Below are 21,957 nucleotides of genomic sequence, written 5' to 3' on the forward strand. Positions count from 1 at the left end.
TTCATACATGTCATCTACACTTGTTCCGATTTTTGTATGTCTGTATCGACCCGCTCGCGCACCATACGGACCCTGGCTAATCTCATGCGCACGCGTCGCACGGTGGTGTTGAGTGGAGCGGGCGTGAGCACGGAATCGGGCATTCCCGACTATCGGGGCCCCGATTCGCCGCGCCGCGAGCGAGCCCCCATATCGTATCAGGAGTTTGTAGGGGATGCAGAAGCGCGTCGCCGGTACTGGGCGCGCAGCAGTGTGGGATGGCCGCGCTTTACGGCCGCACGTCCAAATGCAGGGCACCAGGCGCTGTCGAAGCTGGAAGCAGCGGGCTACGTAAGCAGTGTCATTACGCAGAATGTGGACGGGCTGCATCAGGCCGCGGGGAGCACAGATGTCGTCGAACTGCACGGTGCGCTGGACGATGTGCGCTGCCTGCGCTGCGGACGCCGCACCGACCGGAGGGCGTATCAGCGCCGACTGCTGCAGGCCAATCCCGGCTGGCCTCCCGAAGCGGCCACTCTTGCGCCCGATGGCGACGCGGTGCTCCCCGATGAGGTCACCACGTCGTTCCGCGTGCCGGGGTGCCCGCGCTGTGGGGGCACCCTCAAACCCGACGTGGTCTTTTTCGGCGAGTCCGTACCCCGCGTTCGGGTGGATGCAGCGTGGGATCGCTTCGACGAGGCCGAGATGCTGCTCGTAGTGGGCTCCTCGTTGGCCGTGTACTCCGGTCTTCGCTTTGTGCATCGTGCTGCCAATGAAGCACGGCCGGTGAGCATTATCAACCTGGGACCAACCCGTGGTGATGCCCATGCGCACCTGCGTTTACAGGGTCGCACGGGCACGATCTTGCCGAGGTTGGCCGCGATGCTGGACGTGTAGCGGAGGATGCACGTCTGCCGCAACCGAATTGGGGCGGCGTTCGTAACGCGTTATCCGCTTGCTTATGAACAGCTTCTGCGCGCATCATGCTCGACCGCATCCACCTCATCGACACGCATTTTCAGGCGGTGCCCGAAGCGATCGCCGTGTTCTGCATCCCACACGACCAGGGAGCACTGCTCATCGAAACCGGGCCCAGTACTGTCACGGACACGGTGACCAAGCGCCTGGACGCTATGGGGCTTGTGCCCTCTGACGTGACGGATGTGCTCGTAACGCACATTCACCTGGACCACGCCGGCGCGGCGGGCTGGTGGGCCGAGCAGGGCGCTACGGTGCATGTACACGAAGTGGGTGCGCCGCATCTGGCCGATCCGAGCAAACTGATGAAGAGTGCGTCTCGCATCTACGGCGACGACATGGACCGCCTGTGGGGCGAGATGCGTCCGGTGCCCACGGCACAACTCAACGCGCTTGCCGATGGCGATACGGTTACCGTGGGCGATGTGACGCTGGAGGCGCTCGACACGCCGGGGCATGCATACCACCACCACGCCTATCTACTTGACGGCATTGCCTTTACAGGCGATGTAGCGGGCGTGCGGCTGCCCGGCTCTATGCACATGTCGCCCCCGCTGGCACCGCCCGAAATTGACCTGGATGCGTGGCGCGCGAGCATTGACCGGCTGCGAGCGCGTGAACTGACGCACATTGCGCCGACGCACTTCGGCCTCTTCACGGATGCGGAAGACCATCTCGACCGACTCGCCGACCGGCTGGATGCGGTGGAAGCGTTCACCAAAGAGTTGATGACATCGGATCCCACCGACAACGAAATTGAAACGGCGGTGACCGACTGGCTCCGATCCGAAGCCGAAGCGGACGGCGTGGAAGGCCCGCTATGGACGCGCTACGAAACCGCAAACCCGAGCTGGATGGCGGCGATGGGGCTGAAGCGCTTCTGGCAGAAGCACCGTGCCGATGCGTAGCGGATGCTGACGTAGGGACTCGGCCGGCCTTACGCCATAACCTCGCGTCCCCACAGGCGATGCATGGTACCAGCGAATTCCTTGTCGAGCAGATTTTCGAGTCGGTGCGATACCTCGGCCACGGCACGCCCGTTTACGCCGGTGTCGATACCGAGTTGATCGAGGAGGTACACGGTGTCTTCGGTGGCGATGTTACCGGTAGCACCGGGAATGAATGGGCAGCCGCCCATGCCAGCGAGGGAGGCGTCAAACCAGTGAATACCACATGAAAGCGCTTCCATAACGTTTGCTAAGCCGAGTCCGCGGGTGTCATGCAAATGTAGCACGAGCGGCGTATCGCCCACGACCTCCTGAACGGCCGTGACGCGCTCCTGAATCATGCGCGGGTTGGCCATGCCGGTCGAGTCGGCCAGCGAGAGCGATTCGAGGTTGTAATCGGCAAAGTGGCGGGCCATCTCCACGACCTGCTCCAGCGGCGTGTCGCCGGGTTCCTGGTAGCCGAATACGGTCTGGAAGCCGAGCTGCACGTTTACGCCGGCATGCAGTGCGGTGCCAATCATCTGCTCAGCCTGTTCGATCGCTTCGTCGACGGTCATGTTAGCGTTGTCGCGGCTGTGGCGGTCGTGCGTGGCAATGGATAGGTCGACATGCTGCAGATTGGTATCGAGGGCGCGCTCCAGTCCGGCCATGTTCAGTACAAGCCCGGTGTACGTCACGTCGTCACGGTCCGGCAGGGCGGCACAGACAGCTTCTGCATCACGCATCTGCGGCACCCAGTCGGGGTGCACGAACGAGGTAACCTGGATGCGAGGCAGCCCCGCATCAGCCAACGCAATGATGCTGGCCACCTTCTCCTCAGTGGGAATGAACGTATCCTCGAACTGAAATCCGTCGCGGGGGCCCACCTCACACAGCGTAACGTGCGAAGGCAGAGCCGACGGCGAGAGGTCGTGGCGTGCCATGGTGCCCTACGGGGTGTAACGAACGGATAACGAAGGCAATGCTATACACGAAGAAGCGGCTGCTGGGATCCGATACAGCATGCCGTGGGGCACTGGATGAGCGCGGATGCCGAACAGCGTGCACTACATGTATGCATCTACACAACCACAACACCGCCTACCAGACCGTAGCCAGTAGACGGTGCGTGGATGGTGTACGTTATGTGTGGGTAAGTCGGAAGGTGTTACTCCTCCGTATCGACCGAAAAGAGATCATCGGCGATGTCGGGGTTCACCGTGGCCTCTTGAACTGTGGCGCTCTGCGCCTCTTCGCCGTCACGGAGCGTGCGGGTGGTAAACGCCATCGTGACGCCGTCGACCTCCTGGTAGTCCGTAAATAAGTCGGTGAGTTGGGCGGGGCCTTGCTGCGTCATGGCGGTGTAGTCCATGCGCTGAGGCAGGTTCGACTCGGGATCAATGTAGAGCGTAAACGGATCCCCCACCGGCGGCGTAACGCGCACCGTGTGCAGTTCGGTGCCGTCTACCGTTTCGGAGCCGGTAGCCTGCACGGTCAGGTCCTCATGGTCGAGGCGAGCCAGCAGGTAGGGCAGTTCGCGCCAGCGCTGCGGGTCGAACTGCTGGCGGACTTGCGGCGGAGCTTCCTGGGTCCCTTGTCCCGGCACCTGCAGCCAGAGTGTTTCGCCATCGTCGATGATGGTAAGCGTGATGCCGTTGGGCAAGTCTTGCTCCAGGTAGAACCGGCCATCGGCAGCCAGGGTGCTGCGGCTTTCGGTGACTACTTCTTGCCCTTGCTGCTGCAGGGTCGTCTCCTCTACGATGCGTAGCGCGCTGGCATTGGCCAACGTTTCGCCGCCCAGGGCCTGCTGCACATCATCCAGCAGCGCCCGGCCTTCGGCTTGTTCCTCCTCAGTTGCTGCGGCAGGTTCCTCATCGGAAGGTGGGCTCGTGGGGATGCTAATGTCGATCGTATGTACCGTGCCGTTATCGGCCAGCGTGGTGAGGTCGCGCTCAAAGTCGGATTCACGGCCCAGCACCACGATGTGTGCATCGCTCGGACGGAGGTACTCCTGCGCTACGCGGTGTACATCTTCGGGAGTGATGTCGGCCATGTCATCCACCAGGCCCTGCAAAAAGTCGGTGGGATAGCCGTAATACTCGTACGTCATGAGGCGCGAGAGTATCTGGCGCTTCGAGTCGAAGTTGAAGACGAACGAGTTCAGGTACGCATCGCGGGCCTGGTCGAGCTCTTCTTGAGAAGGCGGGGCCTCACGCATCCCCCGAATTTCTTCGAGGACCGATTCGGCAGCATCAACAGTGCGCCCACTGCGCGTAAAGACACCCGAGTAGAAGCGTCCGGGGCGGTCGTAGCCTGCGCTGTAGGTGCCGAATACAGAGTAGGCGAGCCCCTGGTCGCGCCGTACGTTTTGGAAGAGGCGTCCCGAAAAGCCGCCGCTCAGCACTTCGTTCATGGCAAGAACAGCGGGGTAGTCGGGGTGCTCGCGGGTGATGTCGCCGCCATGCCCAATGAAGATAGTACTCTGGTTGACATCGTCTTTCGGGATGAGGTTAACCGAGGGACCGGCGTCGGCGGTGCGCTCGGGAGGCTCGGGCGTAACGGCGTCGTCGCTGGGCGTCCAGTCGGCAAACGCATCTTCAAGCTGGGCCTGCATGGCTTCGGCATCGAAGTCGCCCCACACGCTGAGAATGATGTTTTCGGGATGCACGTACTGCTCGTGGAAGTCTACGAGGTCGGCGCGTTCGATGGCGTCGATGGTGTAGTATTCGCTGGTGCGGGCGTATGGGCTCTCCTCGCCGTAGAGCACCTGGTCGAACTCGCGCTGGGCAATCTGCTGCGGATTGTCGTTGCGCCGCGAAATGGCCGATCGCTGCTGATTCTTGGCGAGGTCGACCTGTTCTTGGTCGAAGCGGGGCGCGCGCAGCACCTCCGCAAAGAGCGGCAGGACCTCATCTACATTGTCGCTCAGCGTGGACATGAAGGCGGATCCGGAGGTGGAGCCCATGCCGGTTTCAACACTGGCCCCGAGGCTTTCCAGTTGCTGGTTGAGCTCATCGGGCGTAAGCGATTCGGTGCCGCCGCTGCGCATCACTTGGCCGGCCACGCTGGCCAGCCCCACTTTATCGGCAGGATCGTATACGCTGCCGCCAGCAATACGGGCGGTAGCGTTAACGAGCGGCAGCTCGTTGTCTTGGAGCAGCAGAATAGTCATTCCGTTGTCGAGCTCAACGCGCTCGGGTTCGGGCACCTGAAAGTCGCGCAGCTCGGGGTAGGTAAGCTCGGTGGCATCGTACTCAGACACCGGCACGTCATCGGGTGCCTGGGCAGCTGCCGGAGCTGCCAGCAGGCCCGTGCACGCAAGCGTCAGGGCGAGCATCCAAAGAGGGATTCGAAGTTGGGTCATGAGTCGAGGGGAGTCGTAAGACAAGAAGGAGGGTAGCAGGGCAGCGTGCGAGTGCGTACGTGCGTCAGTTTGATGCGTCGTCGCCAGAGGCATCGTCGTCGGTATCAGAGTCAGGGTCGGCATCGGAGTCATCAGCCGACTTGATTACCCCCACGGTGCGGTTGCTACGGGTGAAGGTCTCTTCGGCGACGCGCTGCACATCTTCGGCGGTGACCGCCTCTACGGCGTCCACGTCTTCAAAGACGGTGCGCCAGTCGCCGGTAAGTGATTCCATAGCTGCAAACTGCCGGGCCAGGCCCATATTCGAGTTGAGCTGCCGGACCAGGTTGGCTCGTACGCGCGTCTTAGCACGCTCCAGCTCTTCGGGGGTGATGCCTTCGTCGATCAGGCGGTCGAGCTCGTCATAGATGGACTGCTCGATAGCCTCGGGAGACACGTCGCGGTTGGGTACGCCTATAAGTGCGAAGAGCGTGGGGTATTTGCTTCCCGGAAAGCTGGGAATGGACTGCACCTGCAGCGCTTCTCCAGTATCCACCATCGACTGATAGAGGCGGCTGGTGCGGCCCTGCGTAAGCACGTCTTGCAGGACGCGGTACACCGGAGCATCTGGGCTGCGCATGCTGTCGCGGTGGTAGCCCACGAGCACAAACGGCTGTGAATCTTCAACGAGTGTAACGCGGCGTTCGCCAGGCTGCTCGGGTTCTTCGGTCATTACAGGAAGCGGGGGCTCCCCGGCAGGCAGGCGAGAAAAGTACTGCTCAGCGAGGTCGCGCGCTTCGTCGGGGTCTACATCGCCCGCCATCGCAATGGTCAGGTTGTTGGCCTGATAGTATTTTTCGAAGAACGCCTCGGCTTCTGTAATAGAGAGCGTCTCCAGGTCCGACATGTGCCCAATGACCGGGTTGCCATACGGATGCGCTTTGAAGGCAGCAGCCACAAACTCTTCGAGCAGCCGTCCGGTGGGGTTCGACTCGGTGCGCTGGCGGCGCTCCTCCATGACTACATCGCGTTCGGTGTAAAACTCGCGAAAGACGGGATAGAGGAAACGCTCCGACTCCGTTGCAAAGAAGAGTTCAATCTTGTTGGCAGGCAGGCTATACAGATAGCCTGTCGCATCGGCACTGGTAAACGCGTTGAGCCCGTTCGCGCCCTCGCGTTCCAACAGTCCATCGAAGGCTCCGGCGTCGATATACGACTCTGCTTCTTCCTGGGCGGTCTCGAACTCGGCTTGCAGCGATGCAATGCGAGCCGAATCGGCCTGCGGGGGGGCCTGCGCTCGCAGCAGCTCCTGGTAGGTGGCTTCCATCGCGTCGATGGCAGCTACCTCCTGCTCAATGTTCTGTGTGCCGATGCGCGTGGTGCCCTTAAACGCCATGTGCTCAAACATATGAGCAATGCCTGTTTGGCCCGATGGCTCATCAACGGAGCCTACATCAGCGTAGGTATGAAAGGACACAACCGGCGCCTCGGGACGCTCAATGACGACGAACGTGAGGCCGTTGTCGAGTGTGAAGGTCGTAACACGGTCTTCGAATTGCTGGAGCAGGTCTTGCGACGTGCCCACCTGCGGGCCTATGCTGGCCCATGTGCCAATGGCAATGAGCAACGCTGCCCACAGCATGCGCAAGGGACGCGAGGAGGGTGTTGAGGAAGTCATGAAGAAAGGGGGCCTCGTGGGAGAATCAGCAGCGGCGATTAGGGGGGCGCATTTAAGGCATGCACCGTCGTCATTACGAAACGCTGTTGGAGATTGTTACAGCCTGTAACAGCGAGCAACATTAAGCTGTAGGGCACGCTGTATTTGAGCCGTGAAAAAGCATGATCGGGGGCTGGCGTGTCCCCTGATGCGTTACTGCATCTGTTTAAGACATCGGGAGTCCACAAACAGATACGCACAACAGCCGTTATCGCACGGTTGACATCAACCGTTGCGAATCTGCTGAAGCGACCAGATGGCGTAGATCTTGTTGTGTATCGGTGTCTGGTTTGTGCATGAGTGCCAACTGCATCAGGGGCAACACAGCAACTGATGGAAGAGCGTGCATTCGATGGGGCAGATATCCGTATCCTTTTGCCCCCCGCCGCGTATCGTGCTCCATACACGAGATATCAAAACCCAATAAGTATACATACAGCCAAAATAAGCGTAACGATCTGCCTATGAGTCTACTATCGATGGGAAACGGAGCCCTCTCAGACCGACCCGATGGCGATGGGGCGTGGGGGCGATTCAAAACGCTGCTTGATGAGCAGAACGAGTGGCCTACGCGCTACACCTTCAAGTTTATTGTGCCAGCCGAGCAGCTTGACGAGGTGAAAGCCGTGTTTGGGGGCCATCCGGTGCGGGTTCGCGAATCGAGTAAAGGCACGTACAAAAGCGTGACAGCCCGCGTACAAATGGCGTCCAGCGAGGCTGTTGTAGACATATACAAAGAGGCGTCCTCCATCGAGGGGATTATTCCGCTGTAGGCTGTTGTATGTGTCCGTATCCGCGTGTGGCGTGTGCAAATGCAAAACGTGGTTTGCTTTTTGCGCCTACCGTAAACAGTTAGACCACCTACTATCGTAAGAAGGGACGCAGGTCCACTGTAGTACGCCGCTGCGCCCTAATCGCCAAACGTGGGAGAGGTTTACATTCTGCCCACCACGTTGCCAATATTTTTGCTAATGTCGCGCAATGCTCTTTACACGCTTGGTTATGTAACTGCCTACGTAGCACTGTTTGTGCTTGTTGAATGGGCCGGATATGTGCCAAGTACGGTATCGGTGGTCCCGACGTGGCATGCTGCTTCTGGGCTCCACCTGGCGTTGGCATTGCTTGTACCTGCATGGGTTGCAGGGCTTGCTATTGCTGTAGCTACTGGGGTTGAACTTGTGTTCATGCCGGCAATGTTGCCCGCGTGGGGCATTGGGGGCATGGCCGTTGTGTACGGTGGGGCGTACGTGGCGGCAGCACGAACCATGCAGCGCTACTTTGTCCCCCCACTGGCGTCGTTGCACACGGCTCGCGCGTTCTTGATAGGAGCGCTGGTATTTCCAGTGGTGCTGGCCGCTTTCAGCACCAGCGTCTTTATTGCAATGGGAGTACCGGGCTTTGGGTGGGAAACGTGGGGCACACTCGCAACCCGATGGGCACTGGCAGACAGCGCAGGCATCTTGACGGTGGCCCCGCTGGGGGCGCTGCTGGGGTGGTCGGTGCACCCGGCGTACGAAGACCGCGGTATCAACTGGATCGAATGGGTGCCATCGGCTCCTGTAGATCGCCTGATATATGTGCTGGAGTGGGGAATTGTACTCCTTGCGCTGTATGGAGCGTTCTTTGTCCCGTCACTGCATCCGCCACAGTACTATATCTGCTTTCTTCCGGTGCTGTGGATTGCGCTGCGGCATGGGCTTCCGGCTACCTCGGTCGCGGTGTTTGCGATTACGCTGGGCATCTCGCTGTTACAAGCCACAGGCGGATACCCAACCAGTGCGGTGGGCGAGCAGCTATTTCTGATCGTGTTGGCTGCTGCCGGGCTGCTGGTTGGCATGCTCATCTCCGAGCGCAACCGCGCCCAGTCGGTGCTTGCCGAAGCTGGAAAACGCTTGCGGGGCTATCTGCCTCCAGAAGCCGTACCCCCTGTTCCTCCTACGCATCGTCCGTCGGCCTCGTCGGCGCATGTGCTGGAGCAGAACACCGACCTGCTGGCAACGACGGCCGACCAGATTGCGGCGCTCAACCATGAACTGCAGGCTTCGCAGGAGCGGCTGCAAAACACGTTGGCTGCCACCAACCGTATGATGTCGATCCTTTCGCACGATCTTAAGAACCCGCTGGTCGGGATCCGCGGGCTGGCTGAGGTGCTTACCGAGCGCGACGGCCGGTCTGAGCGGGAAATGCGCATGTTACGTCTCATCCAGCAATCTTCCCAGCAAGCGCTCGACATGGTCGAAAATCTGCTGATGTGGAGCCGCCTCGATACCAACAAAATGGATGTTGACCCGCACCGCGTTGGGCTGCATATGATGGTCGAGGAATGCTTTACGTTGCTGGGCGGGGCGGCGCAGCACAAGCGCATTGAACTGGCAAACGAGGTGCCTACAACCCTGCAGGTGTACGTTGACCCGCGTATGGTAACCATTGCGCTGCGCAATTTTCTGTCGAATGCAATTAAGTTTACTGGTTCTGGGGGACGGGCTGCCGTTTCGGCTGCGCCGGTAAACAAAAGCTGGGTGCTTGTGGCGGTATCCGACACCGGTGTTGGCCTCAGCAAAGAAGCACAGCAGAAGTTGTTCTCCTCCTCGTCAGGAATGCGCTCGGTACCTGGTACCGATGGCGAATTGGGGACCGGGCTTGGGCTCCAGTTGTGCGAGGAGATGATTCACCGTCATCAGGGTACGGTATGGGTAGAAAGTACCCTTGAGAAGGGGACAATATTCTATTTTACCATTCCTCGCGAACCGGGTGTGTCGAGTTCGCCAGATGCAACGACCCTTCAGGCTGATATGCCAGATAGACTTGCTGCGCTACATGCCTAACCAGCGATAGCAGCGCCCTTCTTGTGCCGAGTCCGCATCAATTCTGTGAAGTGCTGTCGGTTGTGCATCTTATTGACCTGTTGTGGCGTGCTTGTTGTCCCTGTAAAAGCATGCGCACGCCACCGCGGCAGTTCGCACCCCACATGCTCCGCAAGGCGAGTGCGTCCTTTAACACACGCCCTCCTTACTTATCAAGCAGTCCCCCAATTGTATGACCAGTCGACTTTCACTATTTGTTATTGCTGCGGCTCTGTTGTTTACCGGATGCGCCAGCGCGGGTGCGGTCGAGTCGCCCTCGGCACCTTCTGAGGCGCAAGCCGACGACCCCGAACCGCCTGTCGTTATGACAACGGAAGCAGCAACCCTCGATGACGCACTTGCGACTGCAGATGCCCTTGCAAGTGACTTGAACAACTACGAAGACCAGCGTGCGCAGACAACCAACCAGTTAGAAGAGGCCACGAGTCAGGCGCTGAATGCGCTTGAAAATGCCCCCTCAACCGAGGCTGTTCGCGAAGCAACGCGCGCCTGGCGCGAAGACTGGGACGCCGTGCGCGAAGAGGTCGACCTGCTGGCTACGCGATACGCCGAGGTGGCAGCGCGTACCGTAGGATACTTCCACCATCTCGACGCACAAACGGCAAACATCTCCAACGCCGACCTTCGCGCTGAAGAGCAGGAACGCAACGACGAGATTCATGAGTCGTGGCGTAGCACAGCCAGCGAAGCCACGCATGCGTTGCGCACCCTGCGGGCCAACTTGAAAAACGGCGACGACCTGTACGTGACGATGCTGAATGCCTCGCTGCGTTCCGGGTTTGACACGCATGTAGAGCGCCTGCGTGCCCTTGGCGAAGAGACGCATGCTGCGCTGGAATCGCTGGAGTCCATTACGTCGGAAGGCGAAGCACTGGTCGGGTCGCTCGACGAGCCGTCGTCCGACTCTTCTGCGTCGGATGATGCAGCGTCGTCTAACGAGTAACCTTGATGCTGTTAGGAGCCTGAAGGGAGCGCCGCACGGTTGCCTCCCACCAGATCTGTAATTGGCAGACAGACATCCTGCACATTACGCACGCGCCCCGGGGCTGTAGCAGGCCCGGGGCGCTTTTGTTGTGTGGAAGGGTATGAGACGTTGTGATGAGGCTGCAGGAAGGGCGAAGAGTTATGCGTGGGCAATGCGGTTGAGCGCATGCCGTACCTGCTGGGCATACGTACCGCCAAAGTGGTTGAGATGGTTGATAAGGTGGTACAGGTTGTACACCGTGGCGCGAAGAGCAGCACCCGGCTCCAGAGGCCATGTGGCTTGATAAGCATCTCGAAACGCATCGTCAAAGCCGCCGAAGAGGTCGGTCATGGCCAAGTCTACCTCGCGGTGTCCGTAGTACACGGCCGGGTCGATGAGGGCGGGGCTGCCCGTGGCTGCAGACATGACGTTGCCGCGCCACAGATCGCCATGTACGAGCGAAGCAGGAGGATCGTTGGGGAGAAGCGTGGGGAGCCGTTCGAGAACACGGTCGAGCAGAGCATCCCAGTCGGCAGACCAGCGGTTGCGGGCGCGGGCGTGCTCCACCTGTGGCTGTAGGCGCTGCGTGCGGAAGAACGCAGCCCAATTGGTGGTGCGCGGATTGGCTTGCGGCAGCCGCCCAATGTGGTTGTCTACCCGAAAGCCGTACTGCGAATCGGTGTGGCGGTGCAGCACGGCAAGGGCCTCTCCAAAATCTGCATCGAAGGTGGGCGGGGGCGGCCCTGTCTCGATCCATTCCATGAGCAGAAAGCCAGGACGCTCATCGGTTTCAGGCTGGGTCGCCACGACCTCGGGAATCCGAAACGGGGTGTCGGGGGTGGCCAGCGCATGGAGGCCGGCGGCTTCACCTGCAAAGGTGCGCGCCACGGTGCCGCGCCCCCACTTTAGGAAAAACAGTCCGGCAGTTGTATCCAGTTGGGAGGCATGGGCAATGCATCCGCCCGACACCGGTGTAGCCGTGCGTAGCTCAGCACCAAGGGTGTCAGCGAGCGCCTGTCGCAGCGCCGGTTCATCGGCAAAAAGAGCGGTGTTAGACGGCGACGGGTCTGCGCTGCTCATGCGGCTTGGGGCGTAAGGTCATATTCGTCGATAAGGCGCTCGAGCAGCACCTCGGCGGTGCGGTCCACGATCTGGTAGACGTGCTCGAATCCTTCTTTACCGCCCTGATAAGGATCGGGCACTTGGTAGTTGCCGGGCTTGGGGTCGAGCTCGCGAAAGAGGCGCACCTTGCCGCTGTAGGCGTCGTTTTCGTCGAGGTAAAGCACATCGTTGAGGTTGCTCTTGTCCATCACGAAGATGTGATCGTACGCCTCCAGGTCGGCCGGTTGAAACTGCGAGGCGCGATGGTCTTCGATGGAGAGCCCGTGCTTGCGAGCCGTTTCGCGCATGCGTCCATCGGCCTTGCTGCCCACGTGCCAGTCGCCTGTGCCCGAGGAGTCGATCTCGAATGCATCGGCCAGGCCCTGAGCCTCTACCTTCTCGCGAAACAGCCCCTCGGCAAGTGGGCTGCGGCAGATGTTACCCAGGCATACGAATTGGATGCGGATGGGAGTGTCCATATCACACAGCAAACGGTTGATGCGAAAACAAGAGGCCCTGCCCAACGGCAGAACGCGCGCAACGGAAACACCGCTGCGCATGCGATGCTTTACGACACGCCGTCCCGCATTGTGCCCACCGTTCCCCCGCCGCTTTGGCGCTGCCCGTTATGGCTGAGCTCGACCTGTTTAGCACTGCGTCGTCTGATGCATCTGACAATTCCACTAACGACACGCCAAACGAGGACGCGCCGAACGACGCATCCGGCAATGACTCTGCATCCCGCAGCACCTCGAACGGGCACACGCCTTCCCGTGCCTCGGTGCAGACGGTCACCGAGTTGGCGCAGCGCCTTCAGAGTGCGGTGGAAACGACGGTGGGCACGGTAACGGTGGAGGGCGAGCTCTCAAACTTTAAGCGCGCGGCGTCGGGCCACTGCTACTTTTCGATTAAGGATGAGGAGGCGCAGCTGCGGTGCGTGATGTGGCGGTACCAGACGAAGAACATCTACTTCAGCCCAAAAGACGGGCAGCAGGTGCGTCTTACGGGCAAGGCCACGGTGTACCCGAAGCGTGGACAGTTGCAGCTGATGGCGACGCGGCTGGAGCGAGCGGGACGCGGGGCCAAGCAGGCCGAGTATGAGCGCCTAAAGCGCACGCTCAAGGCCGAGGGGCTGTTCGACGATGAACGGAAGCAGCCGCTGCCTCCGTTTCCACGGATGGTAGGCGTGATTACCTCAGGCGAGGGCGCCGCCATCGAAGACATCCGCTCGGTGCTGGCACGCCGCTACCCGCTGGCCGATGTGGTGCTGTGTCCGGTGCCCGTGCAGGGAATTGACGCGCCCGCCGCGCTCACCAACGCCATCAACGCGTTTAGTGGGCTGGACGCCGATCATCCGCAGCGCCCGGATGTGCTCATCATAGGGCGCGGCGGCGGCTCGGCCGAGGATCTGTGGGCGTTCAATGAGGAGCCGGTAGCGCGGGCGCTGGCGGCGTGTACTGTACCAACGATCAGCGCGGTGGGCCACGAAACGGACACCTCGATCACTGATTTTGTGGCCGATCGCACGGCGGCGACTCCGTCAATGGCTGCGGAAATTGCGGTACCCGACCAGCAGGCGCTGCGCACGCAGGTTCGCGCGCTGCACGAGCAGATGCGCGGGCCGCTCGCTCGGCGGATACGGCGCTACCGGCAGACCGTGGAGCGGCTACAGAATACACGCGCGCTGCATTCGCCGCGCTACCAGGTTGAGCAGCACCGGCAGCACCTCGACCACATCGTGGAACGACTGGATCGCGCTATGCGGGCGCGAGCCGATCGGTTGCGCACACGCGTCCAAACTGCCCAGCAGCGCCTGCGCAGTGCCGATCCGCAGCGGCCCATGCAGCACGGCTTTGCCCTGGTTACACAGCAGGGCGAGCCCGTGACGCGTGCTGCCGACCTGGACCCCGACGTGCCCGTTGCGCTCCGCTTTCGAGACGGCACGCGACAGGCCACGGTGCACGCCCCGAGTGATGCTCCCGCCGATAGCGAGTAGCTTCCGCATCCCCCAAACGACGCTCGAACGGATGCCCAGGCCGCGCATACACAACGATGCGTTTTCGCTGTCATCTGCTCGCTGCATCGCATGCCTGCCGCCCTGCCGCACGTTACCATCTGTCTACGTCCCCCGCGCCGCCACGCGGTACTGCCGGTGCGCACGGCGGTGCGCCGGGCCTGTCCTGCAGTGCTCCATCAACCGCAGGTGGCATACAGCGCCCACCACACCACGGCAGGGTTTCTGGATGCGGAGGCGCGTGCCCAGACCGGGCCCAGCGAGGTGGCGATCCGCCGGTTCATCGCACCCTACCGTACGCTCTTTCCGTACGGAGCCAGCTACCAGCACGACCAGATGCATCTGCGCACCGAGTTGCGCCCGGAGCAGCGCCGCTGCGAGCCGCGCAATGCCGATGCGCACCTCGCGTACATTGGGGCGGGACTGGTGGCGTGCCTGCAGACGGAGCCCGACGAGCCCCTTGCGCTTGTTGACATGGACGGCGTAAACAAGGAGACCGGGCGCCACCGCACACGCCGTGTAACAGCGGTGGGCTTTACGGAGGCGCACACGGTTGCAGGGTTTGAGGTCACCATTCCCGCTCCGCCGCATTCCGTAGGCGCCACCAGTCTGCGCGACCCGCGTCTGGGTGTTATTGCGCGCATTCATGCCGCGCTGGCCGAGCACGCCGTGCATCTTGGATGCGTACAGCTGGCGCTAACAGACGACACGGACAATGCAGCCCTGGTCGTGAACGAGTATGAAAAGCAGCTTATGCGTTACGACATGGCGCAGGTGCTGCGCGCCCCGCGCTACTTCCAGTCCAAAGAACGGGTGCCTGCCCCGGCATCGCCAACCGTAGAGCACCACGGCACCGGAGTGCCAGCGGCCGAAGAGCCCGCGTTGCGACTGCACGACACCGTGCGCCTTCTGGTACGTCCGCCTGCTGATAACGGGGCTTCGCGGCTGGTACAGGGGCGGTATCAGAGTCCCATTGTGCTGCACCGTACGCCGCGTGAGCGCACGATTCGCGTTACGGTGATGCGCTACAGATAACACCTGGAGCGCGATGGCACGGTTACTGCGCTGCCGCCTGTGCAGAGGCCGCCCTCAGGGAGCTGTCGCCATCGTACAGGCGCACGTCGCGCAGCTTGAGCTGGATGGAGGTCTGGCCGCGCCACGTGTTTTCGTCGACCTTGGCCACAAGCTCAATGGGCGTGCCCGAGCGGCGGCTTTCGCGAAGGAGGTCGAGCTTGTCGCCCTGTCCAAAGCCGATTACATCGATCTGAGGGGCGTCGGTATCGGCAGGGGCCACGGTAAACTTGAGATGCGCGTCGTCGCGGCCCACGGTGCGGGGCGATTTGGCTACGCGGCACGGCCCCAGATGAAACACCGGACGCGGATTCGACGGCCCGAACGGTCCAAACTGCTGAAGCACGGCCCAAAATCGGCCATCGGCAGTGCCAATCGTTTCCAGATCCACATGCGCATCCACCTTGATGGTTGGGGTAAGCAGCTCCGGGGTGATGCGCTCAGCAATCGCCTCATTGAAGCGATCGCGCAGCTTCGACACGTTGGCTTCGGGGAGCGACATCCCTGCCGCGTAGTCGTGGCCCCCAAACTGAGTGAGCACATCTTCGCAGTCCGTGAGCGCACGGTAGATGTTCACGCCACTGATGGAGCGCGCCGAGCCCTTTACGGCGTCGCCATTGCGCGTGAGCATAATCGTGGGTTTGTAGAACTGCTCCACGATGCGGCTGGCCACAATCCCGATGACGCCCAGGTGCCAGTCGGGGTCATACAGCACCAGCGCATGCGCCGTGCGTGCCGTGATCTGCCGCTCGGCCTGCTTGGTCGCTTCTTTGCGAATGCGTTCGTCGAGAGAGCGGCGCTCCTTGTTGAGCTGTTCCAGCTCCTCGGCCTGATCGCGAGCGGTGGCGGGGTCGCTTTCCAGCATCAGGTCAACCGCCTTGCGAGCATGCGCCATGCGCCCCGCAGCGTTGATGCGCGGACCAATTGTGAAGACGATATTGCCCGTTGTTTTTACAGAGGTCAAGTCGAGGTCGGCCGCTTTAGCCAGGGCGCGCAGTCCCACGCGCTCCGTGGACTGCAGAGCTGCAAGTCCCTCTTGCATGAGGATGCGATTCTCGCCGTACATTGGTACAATGTCGCTGGCAATGGAGATGCCCAGCAAGTCGAGGTAGTCGAACACGCGGTCTTCAGATGCGCCACGCACCCGCTGTGTGGCCTGAAGCAGCTTGAACCCGACGCCAGCGCCCGAGAGTTCGGTAAAGGGATACGCGCAGTCGTCGCGCTTCGGGTCGAGCACCGCGTACGCGTTGGGGAGCGTGTCTTTGGGCGTGTGGTGGTCGCAGATGATGAGGTCGAGCCCTTGCTCGCGAGCGTAGTCGGCCTCCGCATGGGCCGTGATGCCACAGTCAAGCGCAATAATGAGCGAGGCTCCGCGCTCTACCGCCGCATCAATGCCGCGTTTGCAGAGCCCGTACCCGTCTTCATAGCGATCGGGAATAAAAAACGAGGCAGGGACATCCTGCTGGTGCAAGAAATGCGTGCACATAGCAGTGGCCGTCGTGCCATCCACATCGTAGTCGCCATACACGAGCACCGTTTCGCCGTCTGCAATAGCCGCAGCCACGCGCTCAGCGGCACGCGGCATGTCAGCCATGTCGAGCGGGTTGTGCAGGTCGCTACGCGAGGCGCGGAAAAAGTCGCGGGCGGCCTCGAAAGAGTTCACATCGCGCAGGGCCAGGGCACGCGTGAGCGCCGTGGGCAGGTCATTCAGGCGCGGCTGCAGTTGTGCCACCACGCCAGGGTCATCGAGCGTACGGAGCATCCAGCGGTAAGTCATACAAAGCGTGAGCTAAAACGAGCAAAGACAAATCGAAGGAAGAAGTAGGGCCATCGTGCAGAACCCATTTGAGATTCAGGAAGAGGGAGGCGAGCATCAACAGAGCCCAAACGAAGATCGGCTCAGGAGGGCATCAGCGTGGCGTTTTAGCGCAAAAAAGCTCACAGATACCGAAAATAGGTAGCGGTTCAATGGTAAGTGATTGTCATATGGCCGACATCATCGGAGCCAGACAACCCCCTCTGTCTATCGACATCTCCCCCTTGGAAAAGGGGGAGAAACCCGAAGGGAGAGGGGGTTCGAACAAGACAAACCTACATTCTACGATAGCCTTATCACTTAGCGTCTACCCACTACCCGAAAATAGATCATCGAATAGAGACTATGCTCAGACAGCAAAGAACGCGAGCTGGGTCAACTGCTTCATCTCATCATAGGCAGTAATATACGTGCTGTGCATCAAAAAGTCGAAGCGATGTAGGCTATGGGTTGGTGTACCCGATGAGATGTAAAATAGGGCATTGCATTTCTATTCTTTCATGCATAATTTGCGCCGCAGTGATAGACATATCCACTTTTAGAGGACATTGCTTGTCTGAAATAGCGTAGGGTAGATAAGTGAGATTTAACTTGCTGCTCTGCTGTGCACATTGTATGTTGCACAAGATGGAGTGACTTCTACCCCTACCCTATCTCACAACGTCGTGATGAACTGACGCTCAGCCTCGACGTGTAGCAGCGCAGACTCATACCGGTCGGTCTCATGCTGACCATGTCTGCGTAACACCTGAATGCGTCCGGGGCCCTCTGGCTTCGTACTCACCGCCGCTGCCGCACGAATCGTACCCGTGCATGCGTTACAAGCTGTGCCCGGTCGGCTGCACGCAGACATCTGGACATGCGCTGATCCCTCCCCACCATATGGATAGCGTCTTGAGCCGTCACGCGACACGTAGCGCTGCGGGCTCGCATCCGAAAAGACGATCATCTGAAAACATCCCCTATGAAAATTTCGACCCTTCAAGAGAAAAAGCTTGACGAGTTGCGTGCTATGGCACGCGAGATGGACCTATCTGGGTATTCCAAGCTTCGCAAGCAAGATCTCATCTATCGCATTCTGGAAGCACAGGCAGAAGGCGTCTCGGCCCCTGACTTAGACAGCGAGGCCGCGTCTGCCGATGATGATGCCAATGCCGAGACTGATGACGACCGCTCGGCCTCTGAGGAGCGCACCTCATCAGGGCGTTCTTCGAGCCGGTCGGGCCGAGGCTCTCGTTCTTCGAGCCGGGCGAAGCGTTCATCTGAGCGCTCGTCAAGCCGCTCCGGGAGTCGTTCGTCGAGTCGTTCCTCTTCCAGCGGATCAGCCCGCTCGCGGGGACGCCGCGCTCGGCGGTCGCGCCGCGAAGAACGGCTCTATGGCGACCGGCCCGACTATATGGCGACCTATGACGCCGATGAGACGGAGCTGCGGGGCATGATTGACAAGCGGGGCATGCTCGAAGTCTTGCCCGACGGATACGGCTTCTTGCGCTCCGACGAATATAACTACGAATCCAGCCCCGACGACATTTATGTGTCGCCGTCGCAGATTAAGCGATTTGGACTGCAAGAAGGTGACACCGTAACCGGAAAGGTGCGTCCGCCAAAAGAAGGAGAGAAGTTCTTCGCGCTTATTCAGGTGGACTTGGTCAACGGCCAGCCACCGACCGATGCCGAGGAGCGGACCGACTACGAGCATCTAACGCCGGTCTTTCCCAATACACGCCTGACCCTTGAAACCGAGTCTGAGGAGTTTGGCACGCGCGTGCTCGACCTGTTTGCGCCCATTGGCATGGGGCAGCGTGGCCTGATCGTAGCGCCGCCCAAGGCGGGTAAGACCGTCCTGCTTCAGAAAATCGCCGACGGCGTGACCCAGAACCATCCCGATGCACATCTGCTTGTGCTGCTCATTGACGAGCGGCCCGAGGAGGTGACCGACATGGACCGCAATGTGGAGGGCGAGGTCATTGCCTCAACTTTCGACCGCGAGCCCCAGCGCCACGTAGAAGTTGCTGAAACGACGCTCTTGAAGGCCAAGCGGTTGGTAGAGTCAGGCCAAGACGTAGTCATTCTACTCGACTCCATTACGCGGTTGGCCCGCGCGCACAACGCGGTGGCTCCCAGCCAGGGGCGCACGCTTTCGGGCGGCGTCGAAGCTGGTGCGCTTCGGGGTCCCAAGCGCTTCTTTGGTGCAGCTCGAAAGGTGGAAGACGGCGGCTCACTCACCATTATTGGCACAGCGCTCATTGATACGGGCAGCCGGATGGATGAAGTGATCTTCGAGGAGTTCAAGGGCACCGGCAACATGGAGCTTGTGCTCGACCGCGAGATGGCTGATCGCCGCATCTACCCGGCTATTGACTTGCTCAAGTCCGGCACACGCCGCGAGGAGCTGCTGCTCGACAAGCCCACGCTGAAGCGCGTCTGGATCATTCGTAAGCTCATTGCCGACATGGAGCCGGGTGAGGCAATGGAATTCTTGCTCGACAAGATGCGTGGCACCGACAGCAACGAAGCGTTCTTGGAGCAGATGAATTCGTAGCACCAGCGGTCCAGCCTCAAAAGAGGCACGGCCTGCAAAAACGATCTGATAAACAAAAGCGGAGCCCTTGTCGAAGGGCTCCGCTTTTTTGTTGAGCGTCCAGTAAGCAGGGAGGTAGTCGCTAATCCTGAAGGGATCGGGGTTATAAAGGCAAAAATAGATCCCGAATCAGCGGTGCCAAGAGCACCTTGTTCGGGATGATTGCTTGGGAGCATCTGCGATCTAACAGGTGCCAGAAAGGAAAAAGCCCTCGCCGGAGGCATCCGCGCCGGGGGGCGCTTCCAGCACCGACAGCATTCGGTACACGTTCTCCGGCTACGGGCTTCTTATTGAGTTGCTACTGGAAAAGGCTATGAGGCTACCAGTTCGAGGTCGCCTGAGCAAAAATATTGTCGGCCAGGTCGGTGAGTGCACGCTGCGCGGCGGCCTCGTTTCCTTCCAGGCCATCTTCGACCGGACTGTAGTCGCTGCTTCCGCTAAAGGAGCGGCTCAGGAAAACCTCGTCGTTCACCTGGTCGAGGTACTCCACATCCACGGTGATCGTGACGCGGTTGGCTGTGGCACGCTCGTCGCCCCCTACGGTGGTTGGCTCGTTGGTGTAGCGCCGCACCACCACGTCGAGACGCGCATCGGCCCCTGCGTTATCCGTGGAAAGCGAGAGGCGGGTCTGGTTTACGAAGCGCTGCACGAGCAGGTCGGTCAGGTCGTTGCTGAGCGATGAGAATGGACTCGTGCTGCGATCGTCGACAATAGGAATGGCGATCGTCTCGATATCCGACGGAATCGTGGCGCCACTGAAGCTATACGCACCGCATCCCCCCAGCCACAGGCTAAGGGCAAGCACCAGCACCGATGCACGGACTGCACGGACCTGTGTGGAATGCCAGAAAAGCGAAAAATCCATTAGTCGATGTCTTCCATATCCTTGAGTTTGCGATACAGGGTGCGCTCGCTGATGTCCAGCGCCTCGGCGGTTTTGCGGCGGTTGCCGTCGAAGCGGCGCAGGGCCTTGCGAATGAGCTGGCGCTCGGCCTCTTGCACGGTGGGGAGCGGGGCATCTGCCGGATGGTCAGTAAGCGCGGCAGAGCCCTGTTGGGCCGGTCGACTACTGGTTGCGGGAGGCGTGTCTTCGGCAGAGCGGCGTTCAGCAGAGGCTTTGGTTCGATGCTGAGGCGAAGACGCCGGGGGCGAAGACTGCGACGACGCATCGGCAGCATCGCCCTCCACCTCGTAGACCACGTCCTCGATCAGCGAGTCGTAATCGTCGTAGTCGTCTGAGTACTCGTCTTGGTACTTATCTGGAGTTGGAGCATCGGCCGAAGACGACGGTGCATCCTGATTGCGCATCACGACAAAGTCGCTATAGTCCTGCGGGAAGTCCGTCCGTTCGGCAATGCGGCGCGGCACAACCACGCCAATGTTGGAGGCGAGGGCGCGTAGCTGGTCCTTCATCTCGCGCATCTCCATACGCATCTCCAAGATCGCGCGGTAGAGCAGTTCGCGTTCCTGGACATCGGCCCCAGCGGAGCCGCTGGTGTTTGCATCTGAGATACGCATGAGTTTGGTGGAGGCCGAGCCGTCTGCGGCATCGGAGGTCAGGTCGCGCAAGAGCGGGTTAACATCAGAAGCGGAGAGCGTGTCGCCCCGGAGCAGCACCACGCACTGTTCGGCCACGTTGCGCAGCTCGCGTACATTGCCGGGCCAGTTGTAGCCCTCCAGTGCCTCCTTGGCGGCATCGGTAATCGACTTCGGGCGCGACTCGTACTCTTGCGTAAAGCGATGCAGGTACGTTTCGAAGATGGGGACGATGTCTTTGGGCCGATCGCGCAGCGGAGGAATGTCGATACGAACAGTGCTGAGGCGGTAGTATAGATCTTTGCGGAAGCGGCCTTCCTGCACCTCAGTAGCCAGGTTCTTGTTCGTGGCGGCTACGACACGTACGTCGGCGTAGAGCGGTTCGGAGGAACCCACCCGGCTGAACTGACCGGATTCAAGAACGCGGAGCAGGCGCACCTGAGCTTCTTTAGGCATTTCGCCAATCTCATCAAGGAAAATGGTGCCGCCGTCTGCTTCTTCGAAATAGCCGTTGCGTTGCTGCACCGCCCCGGTGTAGGCCCCCTTTTCAGCGCCGAACAGTTCGCTTTCGATCAGCCCCTCTGGGATAGCTCCGCAGTTTACGATGACCATATCTTCATGACGGCGGCTGCTAAGCTCATGAATCACCTCCGCAATGAGCTCCTTCCCCACTCCGCTTTCGCCTTGCAAAAGAACGGTAATGGCGGTGGGAGCGACCTGGCGCGCGCGGTCAATGACGTGCTTAATGGCATCGGACGATCCGACAATGCCGAAACGCTCTTGAATGGAAGCACGGTCCATAAGGAGACAAACAGACTTAGTGGAGAAGGAGACAGTTGCATGGTAAAGTCACACCCACGCCACCGGCAGAGGATCCAGTCCGGTACTGAGCGCAGCCCATACATCACCAGGCGCGGTGTTTTACGCATACACGTTATGTTTTACCAGGCATGTGGGCAAAAATACCTTGCCGGTACGAGCAGAAGCGCACGTTCCAATGTCCAAATCGTGGTTGTATCATACAAGATCCTGCCCTATACTGACATGTAGTGAGCACACAAAAGCAG

At 60.5% G+C, this 21,957-nt stretch carries 16 protein-coding genes; 8 read left to right on the forward strand and 8 right to left on the reverse strand.

Features of this window, described 5'->3' with window-relative positions; all coding sequences use genetic code 11:
* Positions 1–36: 36 nt before the first annotated feature.
* Positions 37–876 carry an NAD-dependent protein deacetylase gene (locus tag CRI93_RS11820; protein ID WP_098062846.1) on the forward strand — a complete coding sequence of 280 codons (840 nt, stop codon included), beginning with the start codon at positions 37–39 and terminating at the stop codon, positions 874–876.
* Between the two features lie 86 nt (positions 877–962).
* Positions 963–1,865, forward strand: coding sequence for an MBL fold metallo-hydrolase (locus CRI93_RS11825; RefSeq protein WP_098062847.1), 903 nt, complete (start codon positions 963–965; stop codon positions 1,863–1,865).
* A 29-nt stretch (positions 1,866–1,894) separates the two neighbouring features.
* Here CRI93_RS11825 and CRI93_RS11830 read toward each other — a convergent pair whose 3' ends face one another.
* From CRI93_RS11830 to CRI93_RS11840, 3 genes are all read right to left on the reverse strand, one after another.
* Positions 1,895–2,827, reverse strand: a complete 933-nt coding sequence (locus CRI93_RS11830; protein WP_098062848.1) for a hydroxymethylglutaryl-CoA lyase — start codon at positions 2,825–2,827, stop codon at positions 1,895–1,897.
* 224 nt (positions 2,828–3,051) lie between these two features.
* The gene (locus CRI93_RS11835) at positions 3,052–5,247 is read right to left on the reverse strand and encodes an insulinase family protein (RefSeq protein ID WP_098062849.1); all 2,196 of its coding nucleotides are present in this window, start codon (positions 5,245–5,247) and stop codon (positions 3,052–3,054) included.
* A gap of 64 nt (positions 5,248–5,311) precedes the next feature.
* Positions 5,312–6,904: an insulinase family protein gene (locus CRI93_RS11840; RefSeq protein ID WP_098062850.1), complete on the reverse strand. Its 1,593-nt coding sequence runs from the start codon at positions 6,902–6,904 to the stop codon at positions 5,312–5,314.
* 503 nt (positions 6,905–7,407) lie between these two features.
* On the opposite strand from CRI93_RS11840, the gene CRI93_RS11845 reads away from it, so the two are divergent.
* From CRI93_RS11845 to CRI93_RS11855, 3 genes are all read left to right on the forward strand, one after another.
* Positions 7,408–7,716, forward strand: coding sequence for a DUF493 domain-containing protein (locus CRI93_RS11845; RefSeq protein WP_245850497.1), 309 nt, complete (start codon positions 7,408–7,410; stop codon positions 7,714–7,716).
* Between the two features lie 198 nt (positions 7,717–7,914).
* Entirely contained in the window at positions 7,915–9,768 is a 1,854-nt protein-coding gene (locus tag CRI93_RS11850) for a sensor histidine kinase (RefSeq protein ID WP_098062852.1), read from the forward strand.
* 211 nt (positions 9,769–9,979) lie between these two features.
* A complete protein-coding gene (locus tag CRI93_RS11855) occupies positions 9,980–10,750 on the forward strand; it encodes a hypothetical protein (protein WP_141491690.1) in 771 nt (256 codons plus the stop codon).
* 180 nt (positions 10,751–10,930) lie between these two features.
* Here the strand turns inward: CRI93_RS11855 and CRI93_RS11860 are convergent, their stop codons facing one another.
* Positions 10,931–11,851, reverse strand: coding sequence for a fructosamine kinase family protein (locus tag CRI93_RS11860; protein ID WP_098062854.1), 921 nt, complete (start codon positions 11,849–11,851; stop codon positions 10,931–10,933).
* A complete protein-coding gene (locus CRI93_RS11865; RefSeq protein WP_098062855.1) occupies positions 11,848–12,351 on the reverse strand; it encodes a low molecular weight protein-tyrosine-phosphatase in 504 nt (167 codons plus the stop codon). Before CRI93_RS11865 ends, CRI93_RS11860 begins: the two co-directional genes overlap by 4 nt.
* 149 nt (positions 12,352–12,500) lie before the next feature.
* Here CRI93_RS11865 and xseA point away from each other — a divergent pair, with 149 nt between their 5' ends.
* Complete coding sequence (gene xseA, locus CRI93_RS11870; RefSeq protein WP_098062856.1) at positions 12,501–13,868, forward strand: exodeoxyribonuclease VII large subunit; 1,368 nt, start codon at positions 12,501–12,503, stop codon at positions 13,866–13,868.
* Positions 13,869–13,958: 90 nt separating this feature from the next.
* The gene (locus CRI93_RS11875; RefSeq protein WP_098062857.1) at positions 13,959–14,921 is read left to right on the forward strand and encodes a hypothetical protein; all 963 of its coding nucleotides are present in this window, start codon (positions 13,959–13,961) and stop codon (positions 14,919–14,921) included.
* 22 nt (positions 14,922–14,943) lie between these two features.
* Here CRI93_RS11875 and recJ read toward each other — a convergent pair whose 3' ends face one another.
* Entirely contained in the window at positions 14,944–16,734 is a 1,791-nt protein-coding gene (gene recJ, locus CRI93_RS11880) for a single-stranded-DNA-specific exonuclease RecJ (protein WP_098062858.1), read from the reverse strand.
* A gap of 1,003 nt (positions 16,735–17,737) precedes the next feature.
* Here recJ and rho point away from each other — a divergent pair.
* Positions 17,738–19,315: a transcription termination factor Rho gene (gene rho, locus CRI93_RS11885; RefSeq protein WP_098062859.1), complete on the forward strand. Its 1,578-nt coding sequence runs from the start codon at positions 17,738–17,740 to the stop codon at positions 19,313–19,315.
* Positions 19,316–19,673: 358 nt separating this feature from the next.
* On the opposite strand, the gene lptE is transcribed toward rho, so the two are convergent.
* Positions 19,674–20,219 (reverse strand): LPS assembly lipoprotein LptE, encoded by a 546-nt coding sequence (gene lptE / locus CRI93_RS11890; RefSeq protein ID WP_098062860.1) that lies wholly within the window; start codon positions 20,217–20,219, stop codon positions 19,674–19,676.
* A complete protein-coding gene (locus CRI93_RS11895; protein WP_098062861.1) occupies positions 20,219–21,691 on the reverse strand; it encodes a sigma 54-interacting transcriptional regulator in 1,473 nt (490 codons plus the stop codon). Before CRI93_RS11895 ends, lptE begins: the two co-directional genes overlap by 1 nt.
* Positions 21,692–21,957 lie beyond the last annotated feature (266 nt).

It is taken from the genome of Longimonas halophila, assembly GCF_002554705.1.
In the GTDB taxonomy this organism is placed as follows: domain Bacteria; phylum Bacteroidota; class Rhodothermia; order Rhodothermales; family Salinibacteraceae; genus Longimonas; species Longimonas halophila.